At 35.9% G+C, this 18,786-nt stretch carries 30 protein-coding genes and 1 pseudogene; 29 read left to right on the top strand and 2 right to left on the bottom strand.

Features of this window, described 5'->3' with window-relative positions:
* The first annotated feature begins 6 nt into the window (after positions 1-6).
* From rplD to ABXT69_RS07435, 28 genes and pseudogenes are all read left to right on the top strand, one after another.
* Entirely contained in the window at positions 7-621 is a 615-nt protein-coding gene (gene rplD, locus ABXT69_RS07570) for a 50S ribosomal protein L4 (protein WP_416679584.1), read from the top strand.
* Positions 618-908 carry a 50S ribosomal protein L23 gene (gene rplW / locus ABXT69_RS07565; RefSeq protein WP_416677733.1) on the top strand — a complete coding sequence of 97 codons (291 nt, stop codon included), beginning with the start codon at positions 618-620 and terminating at the stop codon, positions 906-908. Before rplD ends, rplW begins: the two co-directional genes overlap by 4 nt.
* A gap of 10 nt (positions 909-918) precedes the next feature.
* Positions 919-1,743: a 50S ribosomal protein L2 gene (rplB, locus tag ABXT69_RS07560; protein WP_416677731.1), complete on the top strand. Its 825-nt coding sequence runs from the start codon at positions 919-921 to the stop codon at positions 1,741-1,743.
* Between the two features lie 9 nt (positions 1,744-1,752).
* Positions 1,753-2,022, top strand: a complete 270-nt coding sequence (gene rpsS, locus ABXT69_RS07555) for a 30S ribosomal protein S19 (protein WP_271537450.1) — start codon at positions 1,753-1,755, stop codon at positions 2,020-2,022.
* A gap of 18 nt (positions 2,023-2,040) precedes the next feature.
* Positions 2,041-2,370: a 50S ribosomal protein L22 gene (gene rplV, locus ABXT69_RS07550; protein WP_271537475.1), complete on the top strand. Its 330-nt coding sequence runs from the start codon at positions 2,041-2,043 to the stop codon at positions 2,368-2,370.
* A 6-nt stretch (positions 2,371-2,376) separates the two neighbouring features.
* On the top strand, positions 2,377-3,069 hold the full coding sequence (gene rpsC / locus ABXT69_RS07545; protein WP_416651631.1) for a 30S ribosomal protein S3: 693 nt from the start codon (positions 2,377-2,379) through the stop codon (positions 3,067-3,069).
* Positions 3,070-3,081: 12 nt separating this feature from the next.
* Positions 3,082-3,492 carry a 50S ribosomal protein L16 gene (gene rplP / locus ABXT69_RS07540; protein ID WP_271537445.1) on the top strand — a complete coding sequence of 137 codons (411 nt, stop codon included), beginning with the start codon at positions 3,082-3,084 and terminating at the stop codon, positions 3,490-3,492.
* Complete coding sequence (rpmC, locus tag ABXT69_RS07535; RefSeq protein ID WP_416677730.1) at positions 3,492-3,680, top strand: 50S ribosomal protein L29; 189 nt, start codon at positions 3,492-3,494, stop codon at positions 3,678-3,680. The genes rplP and rpmC overlap by 1 nt, the downstream gene beginning before the upstream one ends.
* Positions 3,677-3,946, top strand: a complete 270-nt coding sequence (gene rpsQ, locus ABXT69_RS07530; RefSeq protein ID WP_416651627.1) for a 30S ribosomal protein S17 — start codon at positions 3,677-3,679, stop codon at positions 3,944-3,946. Before rpmC ends, rpsQ begins: the two co-directional genes overlap by 4 nt.
* 25 nt (positions 3,947-3,971) lie before the next feature.
* Entirely contained in the window at positions 3,972-4,340 is a 369-nt protein-coding gene (gene rplN / locus ABXT69_RS07525) for a 50S ribosomal protein L14 (protein ID WP_271537442.1), read from the top strand.
* Positions 4,340-4,651 (top strand): 50S ribosomal protein L24, encoded by a 312-nt coding sequence (gene rplX / locus ABXT69_RS07520; protein ID WP_416651625.1) that lies wholly within the window; start codon positions 4,340-4,342, stop codon positions 4,649-4,651. Before rplN ends, rplX begins: the two co-directional genes overlap by 1 nt.
* Before the next feature lie 23 nt (positions 4,652-4,674).
* Positions 4,675-5,226 (top strand): 50S ribosomal protein L5, encoded by a 552-nt coding sequence (gene rplE / locus ABXT69_RS07515; RefSeq protein WP_416677729.1) that lies wholly within the window; start codon positions 4,675-4,677, stop codon positions 5,224-5,226.
* Positions 5,219-5,524 carry a 30S ribosomal protein S14 gene (rpsN, locus tag ABXT69_RS07510; RefSeq protein ID WP_416651622.1) on the top strand — a complete coding sequence of 102 codons (306 nt, stop codon included), beginning with the start codon at positions 5,219-5,221 and terminating at the stop codon, positions 5,522-5,524. Before rplE ends, rpsN begins: the two co-directional genes overlap by 8 nt.
* 9 nt (positions 5,525-5,533) lie before the next feature.
* Positions 5,534-5,932 (top strand): 30S ribosomal protein S8, encoded by a 399-nt coding sequence (gene rpsH / locus ABXT69_RS07505; protein WP_416651621.1) that lies wholly within the window; start codon positions 5,534-5,536, stop codon positions 5,930-5,932.
* A 15-nt stretch (positions 5,933-5,947) separates the two neighbouring features.
* Complete coding sequence (gene rplF, locus ABXT69_RS07500; RefSeq protein ID WP_416651619.1) at positions 5,948-6,493, top strand: 50S ribosomal protein L6; 546 nt, start codon at positions 5,948-5,950, stop codon at positions 6,491-6,493.
* Positions 6,494-6,511: 18 nt separating this feature from the next.
* Positions 6,512-6,859, top strand: a complete 348-nt coding sequence (gene rplR / locus ABXT69_RS07495) for a 50S ribosomal protein L18 (RefSeq protein ID WP_271537433.1) — start codon at positions 6,512-6,514, stop codon at positions 6,857-6,859.
* Positions 6,860-6,883: 24 nt separating this feature from the next.
* Positions 6,884-7,402 (top strand): 30S ribosomal protein S5, encoded by a 519-nt coding sequence (rpsE, locus tag ABXT69_RS07490; RefSeq protein ID WP_416677727.1) that lies wholly within the window; start codon positions 6,884-6,886, stop codon positions 7,400-7,402.
* Entirely contained in the window at positions 7,402-7,725 is a 324-nt protein-coding gene (rpmD, locus tag ABXT69_RS07485) for a 50S ribosomal protein L30 (RefSeq protein ID WP_416677725.1), read from the top strand. Before rpsE ends, rpmD begins: the two co-directional genes overlap by 1 nt.
* A 3-nt stretch (positions 7,726-7,728) precedes the next feature.
* On the top strand, positions 7,729-8,163 hold the full coding sequence (gene rplO / locus ABXT69_RS07480) for a 50S ribosomal protein L15 (protein WP_416651616.1): 435 nt from the start codon (positions 7,729-7,731) through the stop codon (positions 8,161-8,163).
* A gap of 4 nt (positions 8,164-8,167) precedes the next feature.
* Positions 8,168-9,448: a preprotein translocase subunit SecY gene (gene secY, locus ABXT69_RS07475; RefSeq protein ID WP_416677724.1), complete on the top strand. Its 1,281-nt coding sequence runs from the start codon at positions 8,168-8,170 to the stop codon at positions 9,446-9,448.
* Positions 9,449-9,457: 9 nt separating this feature from the next.
* Positions 9,458-9,571, top strand: a complete 114-nt coding sequence (gene rpmJ, locus ABXT69_RS07470; RefSeq protein ID WP_020026342.1) for a 50S ribosomal protein L36 — start codon at positions 9,458-9,460, stop codon at positions 9,569-9,571.
* A gap of 113 nt (positions 9,572-9,684) precedes the next feature.
* Positions 9,685-10,038, top strand: coding sequence for a 30S ribosomal protein S13 (gene rpsM / locus ABXT69_RS07465; protein ID WP_416677723.1), 354 nt, complete (start codon positions 9,685-9,687; stop codon positions 10,036-10,038).
* Positions 10,039-10,056: 18 nt separating this feature from the next.
* A complete protein-coding gene (rpsK, locus tag ABXT69_RS07460) occupies positions 10,057-10,443 on the top strand; it encodes a 30S ribosomal protein S11 (RefSeq protein ID WP_416651612.1) in 387 nt (128 codons plus the stop codon).
* A 9-nt stretch (positions 10,444-10,452) separates the two neighbouring features.
* The gene (gene rpsD, locus ABXT69_RS07455) at positions 10,453-11,079 is read left to right on the top strand and encodes a 30S ribosomal protein S4 (protein WP_271537420.1); all 627 of its coding nucleotides are present in this window, start codon (positions 10,453-10,455) and stop codon (positions 11,077-11,079) included.
* A 9-nt stretch (positions 11,080-11,088) separates the two neighbouring features.
* On the top strand, positions 11,089-12,069 hold the full coding sequence (locus ABXT69_RS07450; protein WP_416677721.1) for a DNA-directed RNA polymerase subunit alpha: 981 nt from the start codon (positions 11,089-11,091) through the stop codon (positions 12,067-12,069).
* 9 nt (positions 12,070-12,078) lie between these two features.
* Positions 12,079-12,459: pseudogene (gene rplQ, locus ABXT69_RS07445) on the top strand (50S ribosomal protein L17); the annotation flags it as partial.
* 276 nt (positions 12,460-12,735) lie between these two features.
* On the top strand, positions 12,736-12,951 hold the full coding sequence (gene rpsU / locus ABXT69_RS07440; RefSeq protein ID WP_416651608.1) for a 30S ribosomal protein S21: 216 nt from the start codon (positions 12,736-12,738) through the stop codon (positions 12,949-12,951).
* A gap of 32 nt (positions 12,952-12,983) precedes the next feature.
* Positions 12,984-13,430, top strand: a complete 447-nt coding sequence (locus ABXT69_RS07435) for a GatB/YqeY domain-containing protein (RefSeq protein WP_416677719.1) — start codon at positions 12,984-12,986, stop codon at positions 13,428-13,430.
* 2 nt (positions 13,431-13,432) lie between these two features.
* Here ABXT69_RS07435 and ABXT69_RS07430 read toward each other — a convergent pair whose 3' ends face one another.
* Positions 13,433-13,888 (bottom strand): Lrp/AsnC family transcriptional regulator, encoded by a 456-nt coding sequence (locus ABXT69_RS07430; RefSeq protein ID WP_416677717.1) that lies wholly within the window; start codon positions 13,886-13,888, stop codon positions 13,433-13,435.
* Positions 13,889-14,031: 143 nt separating this feature from the next.
* Between ABXT69_RS07430 and putA the strand changes: the two genes are divergently transcribed.
* Complete coding sequence (putA, locus tag ABXT69_RS07425) at positions 14,032-17,664, top strand: bifunctional proline dehydrogenase/L-glutamate gamma-semialdehyde dehydrogenase PutA (protein ID WP_416677716.1); 3,633 nt, start codon at positions 14,032-14,034, stop codon at positions 17,662-17,664.
* Here the strand turns inward: putA and ABXT69_RS07420 are convergent.
* Positions 17,661-18,656 carry a helix-turn-helix domain-containing protein gene (locus tag ABXT69_RS07420; RefSeq protein ID WP_416677714.1) on the bottom strand — a complete coding sequence of 332 codons (996 nt, stop codon included), beginning with the start codon at positions 18,654-18,656 and terminating at the stop codon, positions 17,661-17,663. The two genes, putA and ABXT69_RS07420, sit on opposite strands and share 4 nt — an antisense overlap.
* Positions 18,657-18,786 lie beyond the last annotated feature (130 nt).

Raw genomic sequence — 18,786 nt, 5'->3', positions numbered from 1 at the left:
CTAATGATGAAAGTAAAAGTATTAAATTTAAAAACGAACAAATCTACTTCTCAAGAAGTTTCAGATGATATTTTTGGTCGGAACTATAATGAGTCATTAGTTCATCAAATAACAACTGCTTATATGTCAGGTGGCAGAAGTGGAACTAAAGCACAAAAAAATCGTGCTGCTGTAAGTGGTGGTGGAAAAAAGCCTTGGAAACAAAAGGGAACTGGTCGTGCTAGAGCAGGTACTTCACGTGGACCTATTTGGAGAAGTGGTGGTGTAACCTTTGCTGCTCAGCCTCGTAACTATTCTCAAAAAGTTAATAAAAAAATGTACAAAGGCGCAATTAGCGTTATATTTTCCGAGCTACTTCGCAATGATCGCCTAAAGATAGTTTCAGATCTTGAAATTACTGAACCTAAAACAAAAAATATTACGTCACTAATGAAATCCTTAAACCTTAAGGATGCTTTGTTAATGACAGATGAGCTAGATGAGAACCTGTACTTGTCTTCAAGGAATTTATACCATGTTGGTGTTTGCGATACTCAAAGTATAGACCCAGTAAGCTTAATTGGTTATGACAATGTTGTAATGACAAAAGCTGCGTTAAAAAAAGTTGAGGCAATGTTATGAATAAAGAAAAAATATTAAGTGTCCTATTAGGGCCGATTGTTTCTGAAAAATCTACTTTAGCATCAGCCAATAACCAGTATATCTTTAAGGTCAGACCTGATAGCAACAAGAGAGAAGTTAAGGCTGCAGTTGAAGAATTATTTGGAGTTACTGTTGAAGGTGTTACTACTTCGAATGTAAAAGGCAAGAGAAAGATTTACAAAGGTAAAGCTGGACAGCGTGTTAATTGGAAAAAAGCGGTCGTTAAAGTGTCTGAAGGTCAGATGATTGACGCAACTGCCTCATAGAGAATTTATTATGGCATTAGTTATAAAAAGAAAACCAACCTCACCAGGCAGAAGACATGTTGTCAGTGTTGTTGATAAAGATTTGCACAAAGGAAAGCCTTTTGCAGCTTTAACAGAGAGCAAGAATAGAATAAATGGTCGAAATAACCGTGGAAAAATCACTGTTAGGCATAGAGGTGGAGGTCATAAACAGAGATATCGTATTATCGACTTTAAACGTAATAAGGATGATATTGCTGCAACAGTAGAAAGAATTGAATACGATCCAAATAGAAGTGCAAATATTGCTTTAGTTTTATATGCTGATGGTGAAAGACGATACATAATTGCACCGAAGGGCGTTAATGCTGGAGACCAGGTAATTTCTGGAAACTCAGTTGCTATTCAAGCTGGGAATACCTTGCCTTTGAGTAACATCCCACTTGGTAGTGTAATACATTGTGTTGAGCTTAAGCCACAAAAAGGTGCTCAAATTGCTCGAAGTGCTGGTACATCAGTTCAACTAGTCGCTAAAGAAGGTAACTACGTTACCCTTAGGCTTCGCTCAGGTGAAGTTAGAAAAGTACTAGCTGAATGTCGTGCTACTCTTGGCCAGGTTTCAAAGTCTGAACATAGTTTAAGAAAATTAGGAAAGGCTGGAGCAACACGCTGGAGAGGTGTTAGACCAACAGTTCGTGGTGTAGTAATGAACCCAGTCGATCACCCACATGGTGGTGGTGAAGGAAAAACTAGTGGTGGTAGACATCCAGTTTCTCCTTGGGGTACTCCTACTAAGGGATACAAAACACGAAGCAATAAACGTACTGATAAACTTATCGTACGTCGCAGAAATTAAAGGGAAATTATGGCAAGATCACTAAGAAAAGGTCCATTTGTAGATGAGCACTTAATCAAGAAAGTATTAAAGGCTCAAGATAACAACGATAGAAAACCAATTAAGACTTGGTCGCGTCGTTCAGTTATTGTTCCTGAAATGATTGGGCTAACTATAGCTATACATAATGGTCGTAATCATGTTCCAGTCTCAATTAATGAGAATATGATTGGTCATAAATTAGGCGAGTTTGCCGTAACAAGAACATTCAAGAGTCACTCTGGTGACCGTAAATCGTAGACATAAGGTGACATCATGATAGAAGTTAAAGCAATTCATAAATACGCAAAAATCTCACCTTTTAAAGTTAGATTAATTGCTGATCAAATTCGAAATAAGCCAGTTGAAGAGGCTTTGAGTATTCTGACATTTAGCAATAAAAAAGCTGCGGTACTTGTAAAAAAAGTTTTAAGTTCGGCGATTTCTAATGCTGAGCATAATGATGGATTAGATGTAGATGAACTAAAGGTAAGTAGTATTTTCGTAAATGAAGGTTCTACAATGAAACGTATTCGCCCAAGAGCAAAAGGTAGAGCGAATCGTATTCTTAAACGATCAAGCCACATTAGTGTTGGCGTAAGCGAGTAAAAAATTATGGGTCAAAAAGTAAATCCAGTAGGCATTAGATTAGGAATTGTAAAAGATTGGCATTCAAAGTGGTATGCCAGTAGTAAAAACTATTCTGAATATTTGTTGTCTGATATTTCTGTGCGAGATTTCTTGTTTAAAGAATTATCAACGGCTTCAGTAAGTCGTATTAGTATTGAAAGATTATCAAATACAGCTAAAGTTATTATTCATACAGCTAGACCTGGAATAGTCATTGGTAAAAAAGGGGCTGATATTGAGAAGTTGAAGAACCTAGTATCAAAAATGATGGGCGTTCCAGTTCATATTAGTATTGAAGAAGTTAAGCAACCAGAATTAGATGCTCGCTTAGTTGCTGAGAACATTGCACAACAGCTTGAAAAACGAGTGATGTATCGACGCGCAGTAAAGCGTGTGCTAGGTAATGCTACAAGATTGGGTGCTCTAGGAATTAAAATAATGGTAAGTGGTAGATTAAATGGTGCTGAAATTGCTCGATCTGAGTGGTACCGTGAAGGCCGTGTTCCGTTACACACATTTAGAGCTGACGTTGACTATAGTAGTTATAGGGCAAATACTCAGTATGGAGTTATCGGCATTAAAGTATGGATTTTTAAAGGCGAAATCTTAGATCATAATAAAGGCACTATTGAAGAAGTTTCAAAGCGTGGTGCTGGAAAACAAACAGTAAAGAAGTAAAGGAATTAATAAATGTTGCAACCTAAACGTACAAAATTTAGAAAAATGATGAAAAACCGCAATCGCGGTTTAGCTGCTGGTCACAATGTAAGCTTTGGTGATATTGGCCTGCAAGCAACTGGAAGGTGTCGAATGACTGCTAGGCAGATTGAAGCAGCACGTCGTGCAATGACTAGGCATGTTAAGCGCCAAGGAAAAATTTGGATTCGTGTATTTCCTGATAAGCCAATTACTAAAAAACCCCTAGAAGTTCGAATGGGTAAAGGTAAAGGTAGTGTTGAATATTGGGTTGCGTTAATTAAGCCTGGACAGATGTTATTTGAAATGCAGGGTGTAGATGAAGTCGTTGCTAGAGAAGCTTTTGAGTTAGCAGCTGCAAAACTTCCAGTCAAAACAACAGTAATTAAACGGACAATAATGTAATGGATGTTAAAGAATTAAGAGCTCAAGACGAGTCTCAGTTAAATGATCAGCTTATAACATTGCTTAAGGAGCACTTTGAATTGCGTATGCAGCAGAGTACTTCGCAGTTAAGTGATTTATCAAAGCTTAGTAAAACAAAGAAAGCAATTGCCCAAATTAAAACAATAATTAATGAGAAGAAGTCATGAGTGAAACTAATTCAGTAGAAAGAACACTAACAGGAACAGTTGTTAGTAATAGTCGTGACAAAACCATTGCTGTTTTAGTTGAACGCAAAGTCCGTCATCCAATTTATAAAAAATATATTAAGCGCAGTACAAAAGTCCACGCACATGATGAAAAGAATGAGTGTGGTCTTGGTGATGTCGTAAAAGTTTCTGAGTCAAAGCCATTTTCGAAAACAAAGAATTGGGCGTTGGTAGAAGTTGTTGAAAAATCTGTAAATATTGATTAACTAGTAGCATTTAAGAGAGAAGAATATGATTCAAATGCAAACAAGATTACACATAGCTGACAATAGTGGTGGTGTTAAAGCAATGTGTATTAAAGTTTTAGGTGGCTCAAAGCGTCGTTATGCCAATATCGGTGACGTTATTAAGGTTAGTATAAAAGAGGCATCTCCGCGTGGTAAAGTGAAGAAAGGTGATGTTTATGATGCAGTAGTTGTTCGAACAGCTCAAGGTGTTCGCCGAAGTGATGGATCTCGAATTCGTTTTGATAACAATGCTGTAGTACTTTTAAATCCTAAGTTAGAGCCAATCGGCACACGTATTTTTGGACCTGTGACTCGTGAATTAAGAAATGCACAGTTTATGAAGATTGTTTCACTTGCACCAGAGGTTCTGTAATGATGAAAATTAAGCAAAATGATGAAGTAATAGTTATTGCAGGAAAAGATAAGGGCTCAATTGGTTCTGTAAAAAAAGTGCTTGGAGCAAAAGTTATTGTTGAAGGTTTAAACCTTGCCAAAAAACATGTTCGTGCTAATCCTCAGGAAGGGATTCAAGGTGGCATCGAAGAAAAGGAAATGCCATTAAGTATCTCAAATGTTGCAATTTATAACCCAACTTCAAAGAAGGCAGATCGCATTGGAGTTAGGGCTGATGATAAAGGTGTAAAAGAGAGATTTTACAAATCGAGCGGTGAATCCGTACTTTGATATAACAAATAAATAGGTGATAAGTGTCTAGATTACAAGAACAATACAAAAATGAAATTCTCCCTAAATTAAAGGAAGAATTAGGTGTTTCAAATTCAATGTCTGTTCCTAAGATTGAAAAAATAACAATCAATATGGGCTTAGGTAGTGCATTGGGTGATAAAAAAATATTAGAAAGTGCTCTTGAGGAACTTGGCCTAATTTCTTCACAGAAGCCGATGACTTGTTTAGCAAGAAAGTCAGTAGCTAGTTTTAAGCTCAGAGAGGGTAACGCTATTGGATGTAAAGTTACTTTGAGAAAAGAAAGAATGTACGAATTTTTAGATCGTTTAGTGAATGTTGCAATACCTCGTATTAGAGATTTTCGTGGACTTAATGATAAATCGTTTGATGGGCGTGGAAACTACAATATGGGAATTACAGAGCAGATAGTGTTTCCTGAAATAGAATTTGATAAAGTAACAAAAGTACGTGGTATGGATATTGCAATCACTACCAACGCAAAAAATGATGAAGAAGCTAAGAAACTATTGGCGATGTTTAATTTTCCATTTAAAGGAGAAAATAATGGCTAAAAAGTCTATGATTAATAGAGATCTTAAGCGATCGAAGTTGGTTGAAAAGTTCAAGGAAAAACGCCTTGAGCTAAAAAAAATTATTAAGAGTATTCATACCTCTGATGAAGATCGTTTCCAGGCGGTGATTAAATTGCAATCGCTCCCAAGAGATGCTTCACCTGTTCGTCAACGAAACCGTTGCGGTCTTTCAGGACGTCCTCATGGGTTTTATCGTAAATTTGGCTTGGCCAAATCTCAACTCAGAGAGCGCACTATGAATGGTGAAGTTCCTGGATTATCTAAAGCAAGCTGGTAGGAGTTTAATATGAGTATGTCTGACCCAATAGCTGATATGTTGACTAGAATTAGGAATGCACAAGCAGTTAATAAAGATCAAGTAAGTATCCCAGCTTCAAATTTGAAGTCTGCGATTGCCAGTGTTATGCAAGACGAAGGTTATATTACTTCTTTTGCTATTGAAGGTGATAAAGCTGCTAACAAAACGTTAGTAATAAAATTAAAATATTTTGATGACCAACCAGTTATTGAATCCTTAAACAGAATTTCTAAGCCTAGCTTAAGACATTATGCAAGCAAAGATGAGATGCCAAGAATTATGAATGGTTTAGGTATTGTCATTGTTTCAACACCAAAAGGTGTGATGACAGGTCAAGCTGCCAAAGCCCAAAATATTGGTGGTGAAGTTTTGTGCAGTGTTTCATAATATTGGAGATTAAGAATGTCTAGAATTGCAAAAGCACCAATTACAATCCCTGAAGGCGTAAATATTACCCAAGCTGAAGGATTAATTTCGGTCAAAGGAAAACTTGGTGAAATGACAATGCATGTTAATTCAGCAGTCCTTGTTTCTAATAACGATAATGTATTAACCTTTGAGCCAAATGAAGTGAGTAAGAAAGAACAAAAAGGCGCATGGGCTCAAGCTGGAACAGTAAGAGCAAATACAGCAAATTTAATTAAAGGTGTTACCGAAGGCTGGGAGAAGAAGTTAACCCTAATTGGAGTTGGTTATCGTGCTAAAGCGCAAGGTAAAGTATTAAACTTAACTTTAGGTTTTTCTCACCCAGTTAACTATAACTTGCCTGAAGGTATTTCTGTTGAAACTCCTTCGCAGACAGAGGTTATTGTTAAAGGTATTGATAAGCAGAAAGTTGGTCAAGCCGCAGCAGAAATTAGAGCATTCCGTCCACCAGAGCCATATAAAGGTAAAGGTGTTCGCTATACAGATGAGCAGGTTGTTCGTAAAGCTGCTAAGAAAAAATAATAGATTAAAGGTAGTTAAATGAAATTATCAAAAAAAGATGCTCGTTTAAGAAGAGCAACAAAATTTAGAGCAAAGCATGCTGAAAGAGATGTTGAGCGTTTATGTGTATTCAAATCTTCTCAGCATATATATGCTCAGATTATTAGTGGTTGTGGCACGAAAACGTTAGCTTCTGCATCAAGCATATCTTTGAAAATGAAGAATGGTGGAAATGTTGAAGCTGCTTCAAAGGTGGGAGATTTGATAGCAAAGGCTGCTAAAAAAGCTAAAGTTTCTAAAGTCGCATTTGATCGTTCTGGATTTAAGTATCACGGACGAGTAAAAGCCCTTGCTGAAGCGGCAAGAGAAGGCGGATTAGATTTTTAATTAAGTAAACTTAAGGTTTAAAGAATGGCTGATAATAAAAGAAATAATTATAAAGAAGAAAGCGAATTCATCGAAAAGCTGGTTAATATTCGACGCGTAGTGAAAGTTGTTAAAGGCGGTAGAATTTTTGGTTTTTCTGCTCTAGTGGTAGTTGGTGATGGAAACGGAAAAGTTGGGTATGGAACTGGAAAAGCGCGTGAAGTTCCTTTAGCTATTCAAAAAGCAATGGAAAAAGCTAAAAGAGCAATGAAGCCAGTCCCATTAGTAAATGGAACATTGCACTACCCTATTACATCATCTGTTGGAGCTGCTAAAGTTTATATGCAGCCGGCATCTGAAGGTACAGGTGTGATTGCTGGCGGACCAATGCGTAGTGTTTTAGAGGCAGTTGGTGTGCATAATATTTTGGCAAAGTGTAATGGTACTCGTAACCCAATTAGTGTTGTTAGGGCAACTGTTGAAGGTTTAACTCAAATGTCATCGCCACAAATAGTTGCTGCAAAGCGCGGCAAAACAGTTGAACAAATTACTGGAGAGGTCTGATGGCTGAGAAAAAAGTAGATATCAAAGCAGCCCCTAAAAAAGCAGCTCCTAAAAAAGCAGCTCCTAAAAAAGTTGCTGATAAGAAAGTTGAGGCTACTAATGTAGTTGAAACAAAAAAAGCACCTACTAAAAAAGCTTCATCTACAAAGCCAACAGTAAGTGTGACATTAGTTAAAAGTTTTTATGGGCGTCTTCCTAAGCATCGCGCCACAGTAACTGGTTTAGGATTAAAAAGAATTAACCATACGGTTGTTCTTGAAGACACGCCGGAAGTAAGAGGCATGATTAATAAAGTGTCTTACTTATTAAAAGTAGAGGGTTAAATAATGAATTTAAATACTTTGAAGCCTGCAGTAGGCGAAAAAACTAGCAGAAAGCGTGTTGGAAGAGGCATAGGTTCTGGAATGGGTAAAACTGCTGGCAGGGGCCACAAAGGTCAAAAATCACGTTCTGGTGGATTTTCTAAGGTTGGTTTTGAAGGTGGTCAGATGCCACTTCAAAGAAGATTGCCTAAGGTTGGCTTTTCATCAAGGGTTTCTATAATAACTTCCCAGGTAACTTTATCTCAACTTGATAAGTTAACTGAAACTGACATCAATATTGATGTTCTTAAGAAGCACAACCTTGTGACTAAAAATATATTAAGAGTTAAGGTTATGCTGTCAGGTGAAATCAATCGCGCTATTAACTTAGTTGGAATTAAGCCAACTAAAGGTGCTAAGGCAGCTATTGAAGCTGCAAAAGGAACCATAAGCGAGTAATGAGATGAGTGAAGATCTATTAAAACGCATCCTATACCTAGTCGGTGCTTTAATCGTTTTCAGACTTGGAACGCATATTGTGATTCCATTTATATCGCAGACTGCGCTTGCCTCTCTCGTTGAAGATAATAGAACTGGCATATTAGGAATGATGAATATGTTTTCAGGCGGCGCGTTAGAGCGCTTATCGATATTTACGCTTGGAATTATGCCTTATATTTCTTCTTCCATTATCATGAACTTGATGACTTCAGTTGTTCCAAAATTTGAACAGCTTAAAAAAGAAGGTGATCGAGGAAGAAGAACGATTACTCAATATACTAGAATGGGTACAGTTCTTTTAGCGGTGTTTCAATCTTATGGTGTATCAATTGCGCTTCAGTCTCAATCAGGTGGCGGTGTTGCGTTAGTTACAAATCCTGGTCTAACATTTAGTTTTGTTACAGTAGTTACATTAACTACTGGTACTTTATTCTTGATGTGGCTTGGAGAACAGATTAGTGAAAAAGGAATTGGAAACGGAATCTCGATGATAATTTTTGCGGGTATTGTTGCAGGATTACCTTCTTCATTTGGAAACACACTTAGTATGGTAGGTACTGGAGAATTAAGTGTATTTGTCGTAGTATTAATGCTAGCAATGGTTGTTTTAGTTATGGCCTTTGTTGTTTTCATGGAGCGTGGGCAAAGAAGAATTGCAGTTAATTATGCAAAGAGACAACAGGGACGAAAAATGGTCGGCGGTCAGACTTCTTATTTGCCACTTAAGATCAATATGGCAGGAGTAATACCGCCAATATTTGCCTCGAGTATTATTCTATTTCCTGCAACTTTAGGTGGTTGGTTTTCTCAATCTGAGGGGATGGGTTGGTTAGCAGACATTACGTCAAGTATTTCACCTGGACAACCTCTGTATATAATTTTTTATGGCGCAGCCATTATCTTTTTTACATTTTTCTATACTGCTCTAACTTTTAATGCAAAAGATACAGCAGACAACTTAAGGAAATCAGGTGGTTTTATTCCAGGAATTAGACCTGGACAGCAATCAGCAGACTATATCGACGCCGTTACTTCCAGGTTAACAGCAGTGGGAGCTATTTACATAACAGCAGTATGCTTACTTCCAGAGTTTTTAATTTTATATTGGAATGTTCCGTTCTACTTTGGTGGTACTAGTCTTTTGATTATCGTAGTTGTAGTAATGGATTTTATAGCACAAGCGCAATCTCATATGATGTCTAATCAATATGATGGTTTAATGCGTAAAGCAAATTTAAAGTAAGGGTAAGTTATGAAAGTAAGAGCATCAGTGAAAAAAATTTGCAAGGATTGCAAAATTATTAAGAGACATGGAGTGATTCGTGTCATATGTAAAGAACCTCGCCATAAACAAAGACAAGGTTGATTACATTGACAGACGTTGATTTACAAAGTAAAATTGCACGATTTTTCAACTTTAAAATTTTGAATGGAAATATCCATTCAAAAATATAATTTTTTGAGGCATAGGTAGAGTATATGGCACGTATTGCAGGCATAAATATTCCAACAAACAAGCATATTGTAATTGGTTTACAATCAATTTTTGGTATTGGAGAAACTAGATCAAAGTTAATTTGTAAAACACTAAAGTTAGAGACGAGTACGAAGGTATCTGCATTAACTGAAGATCAGTTAGAGTCAATTCGTACAGCAATCTCTCAATTTGAAGTTGAAGGGGACTTGCGTCGTGAAGTTGCTATGAATATAAAGCGTCTTAGAGATTTAGGCTGCTATCGTGGTATTCGCCATAGAAAGGGATTACCTTTACGCGGTCAAAGAACTAAAACAAACGCTAGAACTCGAAAGGGTCCGCGTCGTTTAATCAAATAATTAAGGCATATAGTTACTATGGCAAAAGAGCAAACAGTTAAAAAGAAGTCTAAGAAAATCGTCTCTGACGGTATTGCACATATTCATGCAACTTTTAATAACACTATTGTGATGATTACAGATCGTCACGGCAACACACTATGTTGGGCAACTTCAGGTGGTGCGGGTTTTAGAGGTTCTAGAAAGTCTACTCCGTTTGCTGCACAAGTCGCTGCTGGTAATTGCGGTGAAAAAGCACAAGCTTTTGGAATGAAAAATGTAGAAGTTCGAGTTAAAGGTCCAGGCCCAGGTCGTGACTCTGCTATTCGAGGCTTGAATGCACAAGGGTTAAAAATTCAATCAATAACAGATGTGACGCCTATACCTCATAATGGTTGTCGTCCTTCTAAGAAACGTAGAGTATAAGGATAAATTATGGCAAGATATACAGGTCCTACATGTAAGCTAGCTCGCCGTGAAGGTGTTGACTTAGAGCTTAAAAGTGGAATTCGATCTATCGATTCTAAATGTAAATTAACACAACTTCCTGGAGTACATGGTGCAAACGCGCGTCGTCAAAAAGGCAGTGAATATGGTTTACAACTTCGTGAAAAGCAAAAAGTTAGACGTATCTATGGTGTCTTAGAAAAGCAGTTTAGTCTTTACTATAAAAAAGCTAGTGCAAAAAAAGGACCAACGGGTGAAAATTTATTATCACTTCTTGAGTGTCGCCTGGATAATGTTGTTTACAGAATGGGTTTCGCCTCTACTCGTGCAGAAGCTAGACAGTTAGTGTCTCATAAGTCAATTGTAGTAAATGGAAAATTAGTTAATATACCCTCTTTCCAAGTTAGTGCAAATGATGAAATCTCTGTCCGAGAAAAAGCAAAAAAACAAAGCAGAATTCAACTAGCACTTGAAATTTCTGGTCAGAGTGGATTATCTGAGTGGTTGGATGTTGATAACAAAGCATTGAAAGGTGTTTTTAAAAATGTACCTGCTCGCGATGAATTATCTTCAGATATTTCAGAGCAATTAATCGTTGAATTGTATTCTAAATAGGAATTAAATATGCAAGGAAGTGCAAGAGATTTTCTAAAACCAAAACTAGTAGATTCAGTTGAGTTGTCTAAAAACGAATATCGTGTTGTTCTAGAGCCTTTTGAAAGAGGTTTTGGCCATACTTTAGGAAATTCAATTAGAAGAACATTATTATCTTCTATGGTTGGTTCTGCGATCACAGAAGTCGCAATTGATGGTGTAATGCATGAATTTTCAACGATTGAAGGTGTTCAAGAAGACGTTCTAGATATACTTCTCAATCTTAAAGAAGCTTCTATTGGCCTAAATTCAAGTGATAGCGCTACAGTTATTATTGAAAAACAAGGTCCATGTGAACTTACAGTTGCAGATATTGAGGCAAATGGTACAGATGTTTCTGTATTTAATCCCGAGAAAGTAATAGCCACTGTTAATGAAGGTGGAAAAATTAGAATGACTGTTGTTATTGGAACTGGTGTTGGTTATGATGTTGCTGTCGCTAGATCAGTTGATTCTGAAACAATTGGAAGTATTCAATTAGATGCAAGTTTTTCTCCAGTCAAAAGAGTTAGTTTTACAGTTGAGTCTGCAAGAGTTGAGCAAAAAGTGAATCTAGATAGGCTGAATATCGTTATTGAAACTAATGGTTCAGTTAACGCTGAAGATGCTGTTAAGAGAGCTGCTACAATTCTTCAAGATCAGCTATCGTCATTTGTTGAGTTAGAGCCAGTAATCGAAGAAGAGCCACAACCAACTTCAGATGACTTCCCTCCAATGTATTTATCGGCTGTTGATGAGCTTGAACTAACAGTGCGCTCTGCAAACTGTTTGAAAGCCGAACAAATCTATTATATTGGTGACTTGATTCAAAAATCAGAGCAAGACCTACTTAGAACTCCAAACTTGGGTCGTAAGTCACTTAATGAAATTAAAGAAGTTTTGACTGAGAAAAATTTAGAGCTTGGTACAGAGATTGAAAACTGGCCACCAGTTGACTTAATGAGTGAATAAGGAAAAATAATGAGACACAGAAAGTCAGGTAGACAATTAAATAGAAATTCATCGCATAGAAAAGCCATGTTTAAGAATATGGCCAATTCATTAATTCTGCATGAAACAATTAAAACAACACTTCCTAAAGCGAAAGAATTAAGGCGTGTTATTGAGCCGTTAATCACAAGAGCCAAGGCAGATAGCGTTGCTAATCGTCGTCATATTTTCTCTAAACTAAGAGATGATGCAATGGTTGCTAAGTTGTTTACGCAATTGGGTCCTTTTTATCATGACCGTCCAGGTGGATATATACGTATTTTAAAAGCAGGTTTTCGTACGGGCGATAAAGCTCCAATGGCATTAGTTCAATTAGTTGATTTTGAAGGTCAAGAAGATGTTGTTGTTGAGGCACCTAAGAAAGAAACTAAAGCTGCTGCACCTAAGAAAGAAACTAAAGCTGCTGCACCTAAGAAAGAAACTAAAGCTGCTGCACCTAAGAAAGAAACTAAAGCTGCTGCACCTAAGAAAGAAACTAAAGCTGCTGCACCTAAAAAAGAAACTAAAGCTGCTGCACCTAAAAAAGAAACTAAAGCTGCTGCACCTAAAAAAGAAACTAAAGCTGCTGCACCTAAAAAAGAAACTAAAGCTAAAGCGACAAAAAAAGAATCATAAAGGAATTACTATATGCCAGCAATTAAAGTAAGAGAGAACGAGCCATTTGATATTGCACTTCGTCGTTTTAGACGTCTTTGTGATAGAGCCGGTGTTATTACAGATGTTAGGAAAAAGGAGTATTTTGAGAAGCCTACGTGGGTTAATAAGCGCAAAAAAGCTGCTGCAGTTAAAAGAACTCATAAAGAAATGTCAAAAAATCGTATTCACCGTAAACGTATGTACTAATCACTATTTATAGTGCAAAAGTAAATCTAAATATGTCACAGCTAAAACAACTCATTACTAACGATATGAAGTTAGCAATGAAGGCTAAAGACAAAGAAGCCCTCAAAGCAATTCGTATGATTCTTGGGGCAATCAAACAAAAAGAAATAGATGAGCGCATTGAATTGACTGATGAGCAGGCTTTATCTGTTATTCAAAAAATGGTCAAGCAGCGTAAGGATTCCATATCACAATTTTCAGATGCTGGAAGAACTGACTTAGTTGATATTGAAGAAGCAGAGCTTTTAATTATAAATAACTACATGCCAAAGCAGCTAAGTAGAGATGAAGTTGAAGCTGCAGTTATTAAAGCTATTTCTGAAACAGGAGCTGACTCTATGAAAGACATGGGTAAGTTAATGGGCGTTCTTAAAGGTCAGCTTGATGGTAAAGCTGATATGGGCGATGTCTCCCAATTAATTAAAGCGAAGCTAAGCTAGTTCTAGCTATAAGCGCTGGTTACTATTTCTTCCATAACTACAAAGGTTGAGCTATGCTGAACATTTGGTAGTGATGAAATTTTTTCACCTAAAACCTTTCGATAACTCTCCATATTTTCCGTTCTAACTTTCAATAAATAATCGAAATTTGAAGCAATCATATGACATTGCTCTACTTCTGATATCTCTTTAATTGCTCTATTGAATGAATTCAGTGCAGCTGTTTTTGTGTCATTCATCTTAATTTGAACAAATGCAATATGGTTATTCTCAACTAACTCATGATCAATAATAGCCTTATAGCCTTTGATATAACCTGACGTCTCTAATTTTTTAATACGATTTAAACAAGGCGTTTTAGATAACCCAATTTGATTTGACAATTCAGTAACGGTCATTCGACCATCACTTTGAAGAAGTGTAAGAATCTTATGATCGAAACTATCAAGAGTAGGCATAATAACTATTTAATCCAAAATAATAGATATATTATAATTTAATTTTTAATATATAAGTCTAATTATATGTTTATTAATAAATTATAGTTATTATGACTATTTAATATAAATTAAAATTAATATTTTAAAATATTTCTTATAGAATGCAGGATCAATACACTTCTAAAGTATTTGACATAGATTACACATCTTCTCGAAAAAAAATGAGAGATGCAAGAGTAATGTCAGAGGCAGAGGCCTTAGATCAACTTAAGCTGTCTGAAAAAACAGACGTATATCAAAGAATAGATTTTCAGAAAAAGACCTCAAATCTTATCAGAGATTTAAGAGCTTCAAATCAACCAGATCTATTGTCATTGTTCATCTCTGAATATAATTTAACAAGTGATGAAGGACTTTCATTAATGACTCTTGTTGAGGCTTTTCTTCGAGTCCCAGATAATAAAACAAGGGATAAATTATTTATTGATAAAGTTGCTAGAAAGGGTTGGACCAGGCATATCGGTGGCAGTAAATCATCTATGGTTAATATTGCAACTATTGCTCTTAGTATTGCAGATAGGATGATTGCACATGGAAGTAATAAAGAGATTAAAAATAGAATAAAAAAAGCGTTAGAGATTCTATCGAGGCCCGGTATTCGGTTTAGTGCAAACAATGTGATGCAATTTTTTGCCAAGCAGTTTGTCTTTGCTGAAAATATTAAAATTGCAATTAAATCAAGTAAGGCTAAAAATGGTTTGTATTCATTTGACATGCTTGGAGAAGCTGCTTGGACTATGGCAGATGCTGACAAGTATTTTTTATCTTACAAGAATGCATTAATAGAAATTGGAAAGCATAGGCAATCAAAAAATGTATTTGAGGCTGATGGAATATCGGTAAAACTTTCTGCGCTTCATCCTAAATATGACTTTATGCACAGAGAGAGAGTTCTCTCTGAATTACTACCTCGGATAATTGAGCTCGTAAATATTGCTCAAAAATATAATATAGGAATTAATATTGACGCCGAAGAGGCTGAGCGCTTAGACCTCTCATTGGACGTTATTGATCGAATTATGGATTCGATTTCAAATACCTCATGGCAAGGATTTGGAGTGGTAGTTCAGGCTTATCAAAAGCGTTCACCATATGTAATTGATTGGCTTCACCAAAGCTGCAAAAAATATGATTTAAAGATAATGGTAAGGCTAGTCAAAGGGGCATATTGGGATAGTGAAATTAAGAAAGCCCAAGTTATGGGAGAAGTTGATTATCCAGTTTTTACAAAAAAAATAAATACTGACTATTCATTCTTAGTGTGCGCTCAAAAACTACTTTTGATGAGGAATTTTATCTATCCCCAATTTGCTAGTCATAATGCACATTCATTAGTCAGCGTTTGCGAAATTGCTGGAGATAATGTTGGATTTGAGGTACAAAGACTTCATGGTATGGGCGAGTCTCTTCATATCCATATAAAAAATAAATATAATGTCCTTTCAAGGGTATACGCACCAATTGGAAGTCATAAGGAGTTGTTGGCTTATCTAATGAGACGATTGTTAGAGAATGGAGCCAATAGTTCCTTTATTAATCATTTATTTGATGAGAACATTAAGCCAGAAAGCTTAGCAATAGATGTTTTTTCTGAAGTTGAAAAAGATACTAATAACTCTCATTCAGAAATCCCACTTCCAAAAGACATTTTTAAAGATATCCGACAAAACTCATCAAGTATTATGCTGACTGAGCAGAATGAAGTTGATTTACTATTTCAATCTCAAGAACCTTGGTTAAAGAAAAAGTGGCAAGCAAAATCAATGATTTCTGGGATAGCCCTAGAGGACTCTAATCAAGAAGAAGTAAAAAATCCATCTGATACTTCTGATATTGTGGGGAGTTTGCTTTATGCAAATCAATTACAGTTAGATCGTTGCTTAATAACTGCACAAAATGCATTTAATTTAAATTCTCATGACCCAGATAGAATTCTTGAGAGTTTAAATAGAGCCGCTGTACTCTATGAAGAAAACCAATTTGAATTGATGGCCCTTGCAATGCGAGAGGCTGGAAAGACTTATCAAGATGCCATTGATGAGGTTAGAGAGGCGGTTGATTTTTTACGTTATTATTCCAACTTAGCACATAATATAATTCCTAATAAAAGACAAGCCATGGGAGTTTTTGTTTGTATTAGCCCGTGGAACTTTCCTTTGGCAATTTTTACAGGCCAGGTCGCTGCTGCGCTTGCTGCTGGAAATGTTGTAATTGCTAAGCCTGCTGAGAGTACCTCTTTAATAGCCTATAGAGCAAGTGAGTTATTAATTGAGGCCGGAATTCCTTTAGGAGTATTTCAGCTTTGCTTAGGAAAGGGTTCAGATGTTGGCTCTTACCTAACTAACAGTTCAATAATTTCTGGTGTAGCCTTTACAGGCTCATCAGCTGTAGCAAAACAAATCAAACACAACCTAATTAAAAATGGAAATCCAGGGGCAAGGGTTATTGCTGAAACTGGCGGCCTAAATGCAATGGTAGTAGACTCAACCGCTTTATGCGAACAGGTAACAAGAGATGTCATTGATGGAGCATTTAAAAGTGCAGGGCAACGTTGTTCTGCGCTTAGGATACTAATGATTCAGGAAGAGTGCTTTGATGAAACCCTAAAGATGATTCAGGGCGCAATGATGGAGCTCCGTATTGGAAATCCTAAACACCTCTCTACCGATTGCGGTCCAGTTATAAATCGTGAAGCACAAGTAAAACTTCAAAGCTATATTGAAAAATCTAGAAAAAGAAATCAAATAATTAAAGATATTCAATGTGATCTTAAGACTGGCTATTATGTAACTCCAACAATTATTAATCTTAAATCAATTGATGAAATCAATGAAGAGTTTTTTGGTCCAATCCTTCATGTTATTTCATACAAAAGTGATGATTTGGAGTATATGATTGATCAATTAAATGCAAAAGGCTTTGGATTAACGTTTGGTATACATTCCAGAATTGACAAGCAAGTTGAGGAAATTACGTCCAGAGTTAATGCTGGGAATATCTATGTGAATCGAAATCAAATTGGTGCTGTTGTTGGATCTCAACCTTTTGGAGGAGAGGGCTTGTCGGGAACTGGCCCTAAAGCAGGAGGGCCAAGTTCACTTCATGGATACAGCCAGAGCATAGCCTCAACTAAGACAACCGATCATGAACTTAAACTTTATGGGAATGCACAAGTTAATAATTTGATTTTGCCGAACATCCTAATAAATGAAGATTTGATACCTAAAATGAAAAACCAGTTTTCATTCATTGAAAGTGATTTCTTTGACTTTCTGCATGATGAAATAGCTAAACACGCAACTAAGGTTTCCTTGCCTGGGCCAACTGGTGAATCAAATAGTATTAGATATAAACCAAAAGGAACAGCATTATGCCTTGGTCCAACTGCTATTGATGCACTTAAGCAGACTTTACTAGCTCTTGTATTAGGAAATAGCGTTGTTAGTCTTATTAAAGAAGATGAATATAACTCTCTGATTACGCTTGGCTTTGGTAAAGAGAGTATATTTAGATTGGTTAACGGACCAAGCCTGAAGTTGATGAAAAGTGAATCGTATAAAGTAATATTATTTTTTGGTAATTTGATGTCAGTGGAAAAGTTAATAGTTAATCAGCGCTCAGCGATTACCCCAGTTATGAGTTCTCTTTACGAGACATGGCAATTAGTTAATGAGCGTGTCATTACAGAAGATACAACGGCATCTGGCGGTAATGCCAATCTCTTAGCGCTTTAATCTTTATTAGTTGTTTTAAATGTTGTTGGCGTTAATTTAGTCTGGCCAATAAACCAACGAATAAATGAAGAGGGATCTGAGTAGCCAAGTTGATATGAAATTACTTTAACCGAAAGACCTTTGTGAAGCATATTTTTGGCTTTTTTGAGCTTGAAGTTATTTAGAACCTTTCGAAACGTTGTGTTTTCTTTTGATAATTGATAGCGAAGCTGGATAGTACTGACACCAAGCTGATCTGAAATTTCTTGAATATTGATATTACTATAATAATTTACATAATTATTCATCAGTACTTCAATATTTTCAATAAGATTAACCTTACTAACCTTTTTATCGATTTTTTCTTGCGCAATTGACTTTAAGTAATCAACAAGCTTCGTGTTTGAGAGAGTATTCTTTTTTAAATAATTTTTTTTGCTAATTACAATTGATGTTTCTGTACTTTGAGAGTTAATTGGGCAACTAAAAACTGATTTTTCTTTTATGGCTCCTCCAGAGGTATGAATCTTTGTATTAATGCATCTAATTGGGAATCTTTTAGACCTAATAAAGGCAGCAAGTATGGAAAGGCATAGATTCTCATAAATAGATGAATGCTGAATCTTTGGGTTTGCAATAAATAGCACTTTAACTTCATTGAGATCTTCCCTAATTACAAAATTAATGCCTTCTAATTCAATATTTATATAAGTTTGCAATAGCTTAAAGCCCTCTTTTAAGTGCCTAGAATATACAAACATCAATCCAAACGCTTCAGCATAGTTAGGCCTTATTTGAGCTAATCGAGCATAATTTATTGAGATTAGCTCATCATTAAAAACTGATTCGGCCGCGATAAAAAAGTTTAAAAAAATATCAATTGGTAGTGATAAATTTGGATTTAATAGCATATTTTTTGATAGTCCAATTCTGATACAAATTTCATTTACTTTTTCTGGGTAAATTTGTTGTAATCTTAGAATTGATCGCCAAACTGCACTATTTGTATTCATACTAATTCAACATAAAATTAAGATAAAAGTCACAATCTTTAGAAAATAAAGCATTATAAAATGTTAATATTTTATTATATTATGATAACTTACATTTATTTTTTATAACTATACTAGTTATTCAATTGTT

Source organism: Candidatus Pseudothioglobus sp. Uisw_016, from assembly GCF_048087635.1.
In the GTDB taxonomy this organism is placed as follows: Bacteria; Pseudomonadota; Gammaproteobacteria; order PS1; family Pseudothioglobaceae; genus Pseudothioglobus.
Note: the sequence above shows the minus strand (reverse complement) of the source record. Positions and strands in the feature narration are given on the sequence as shown.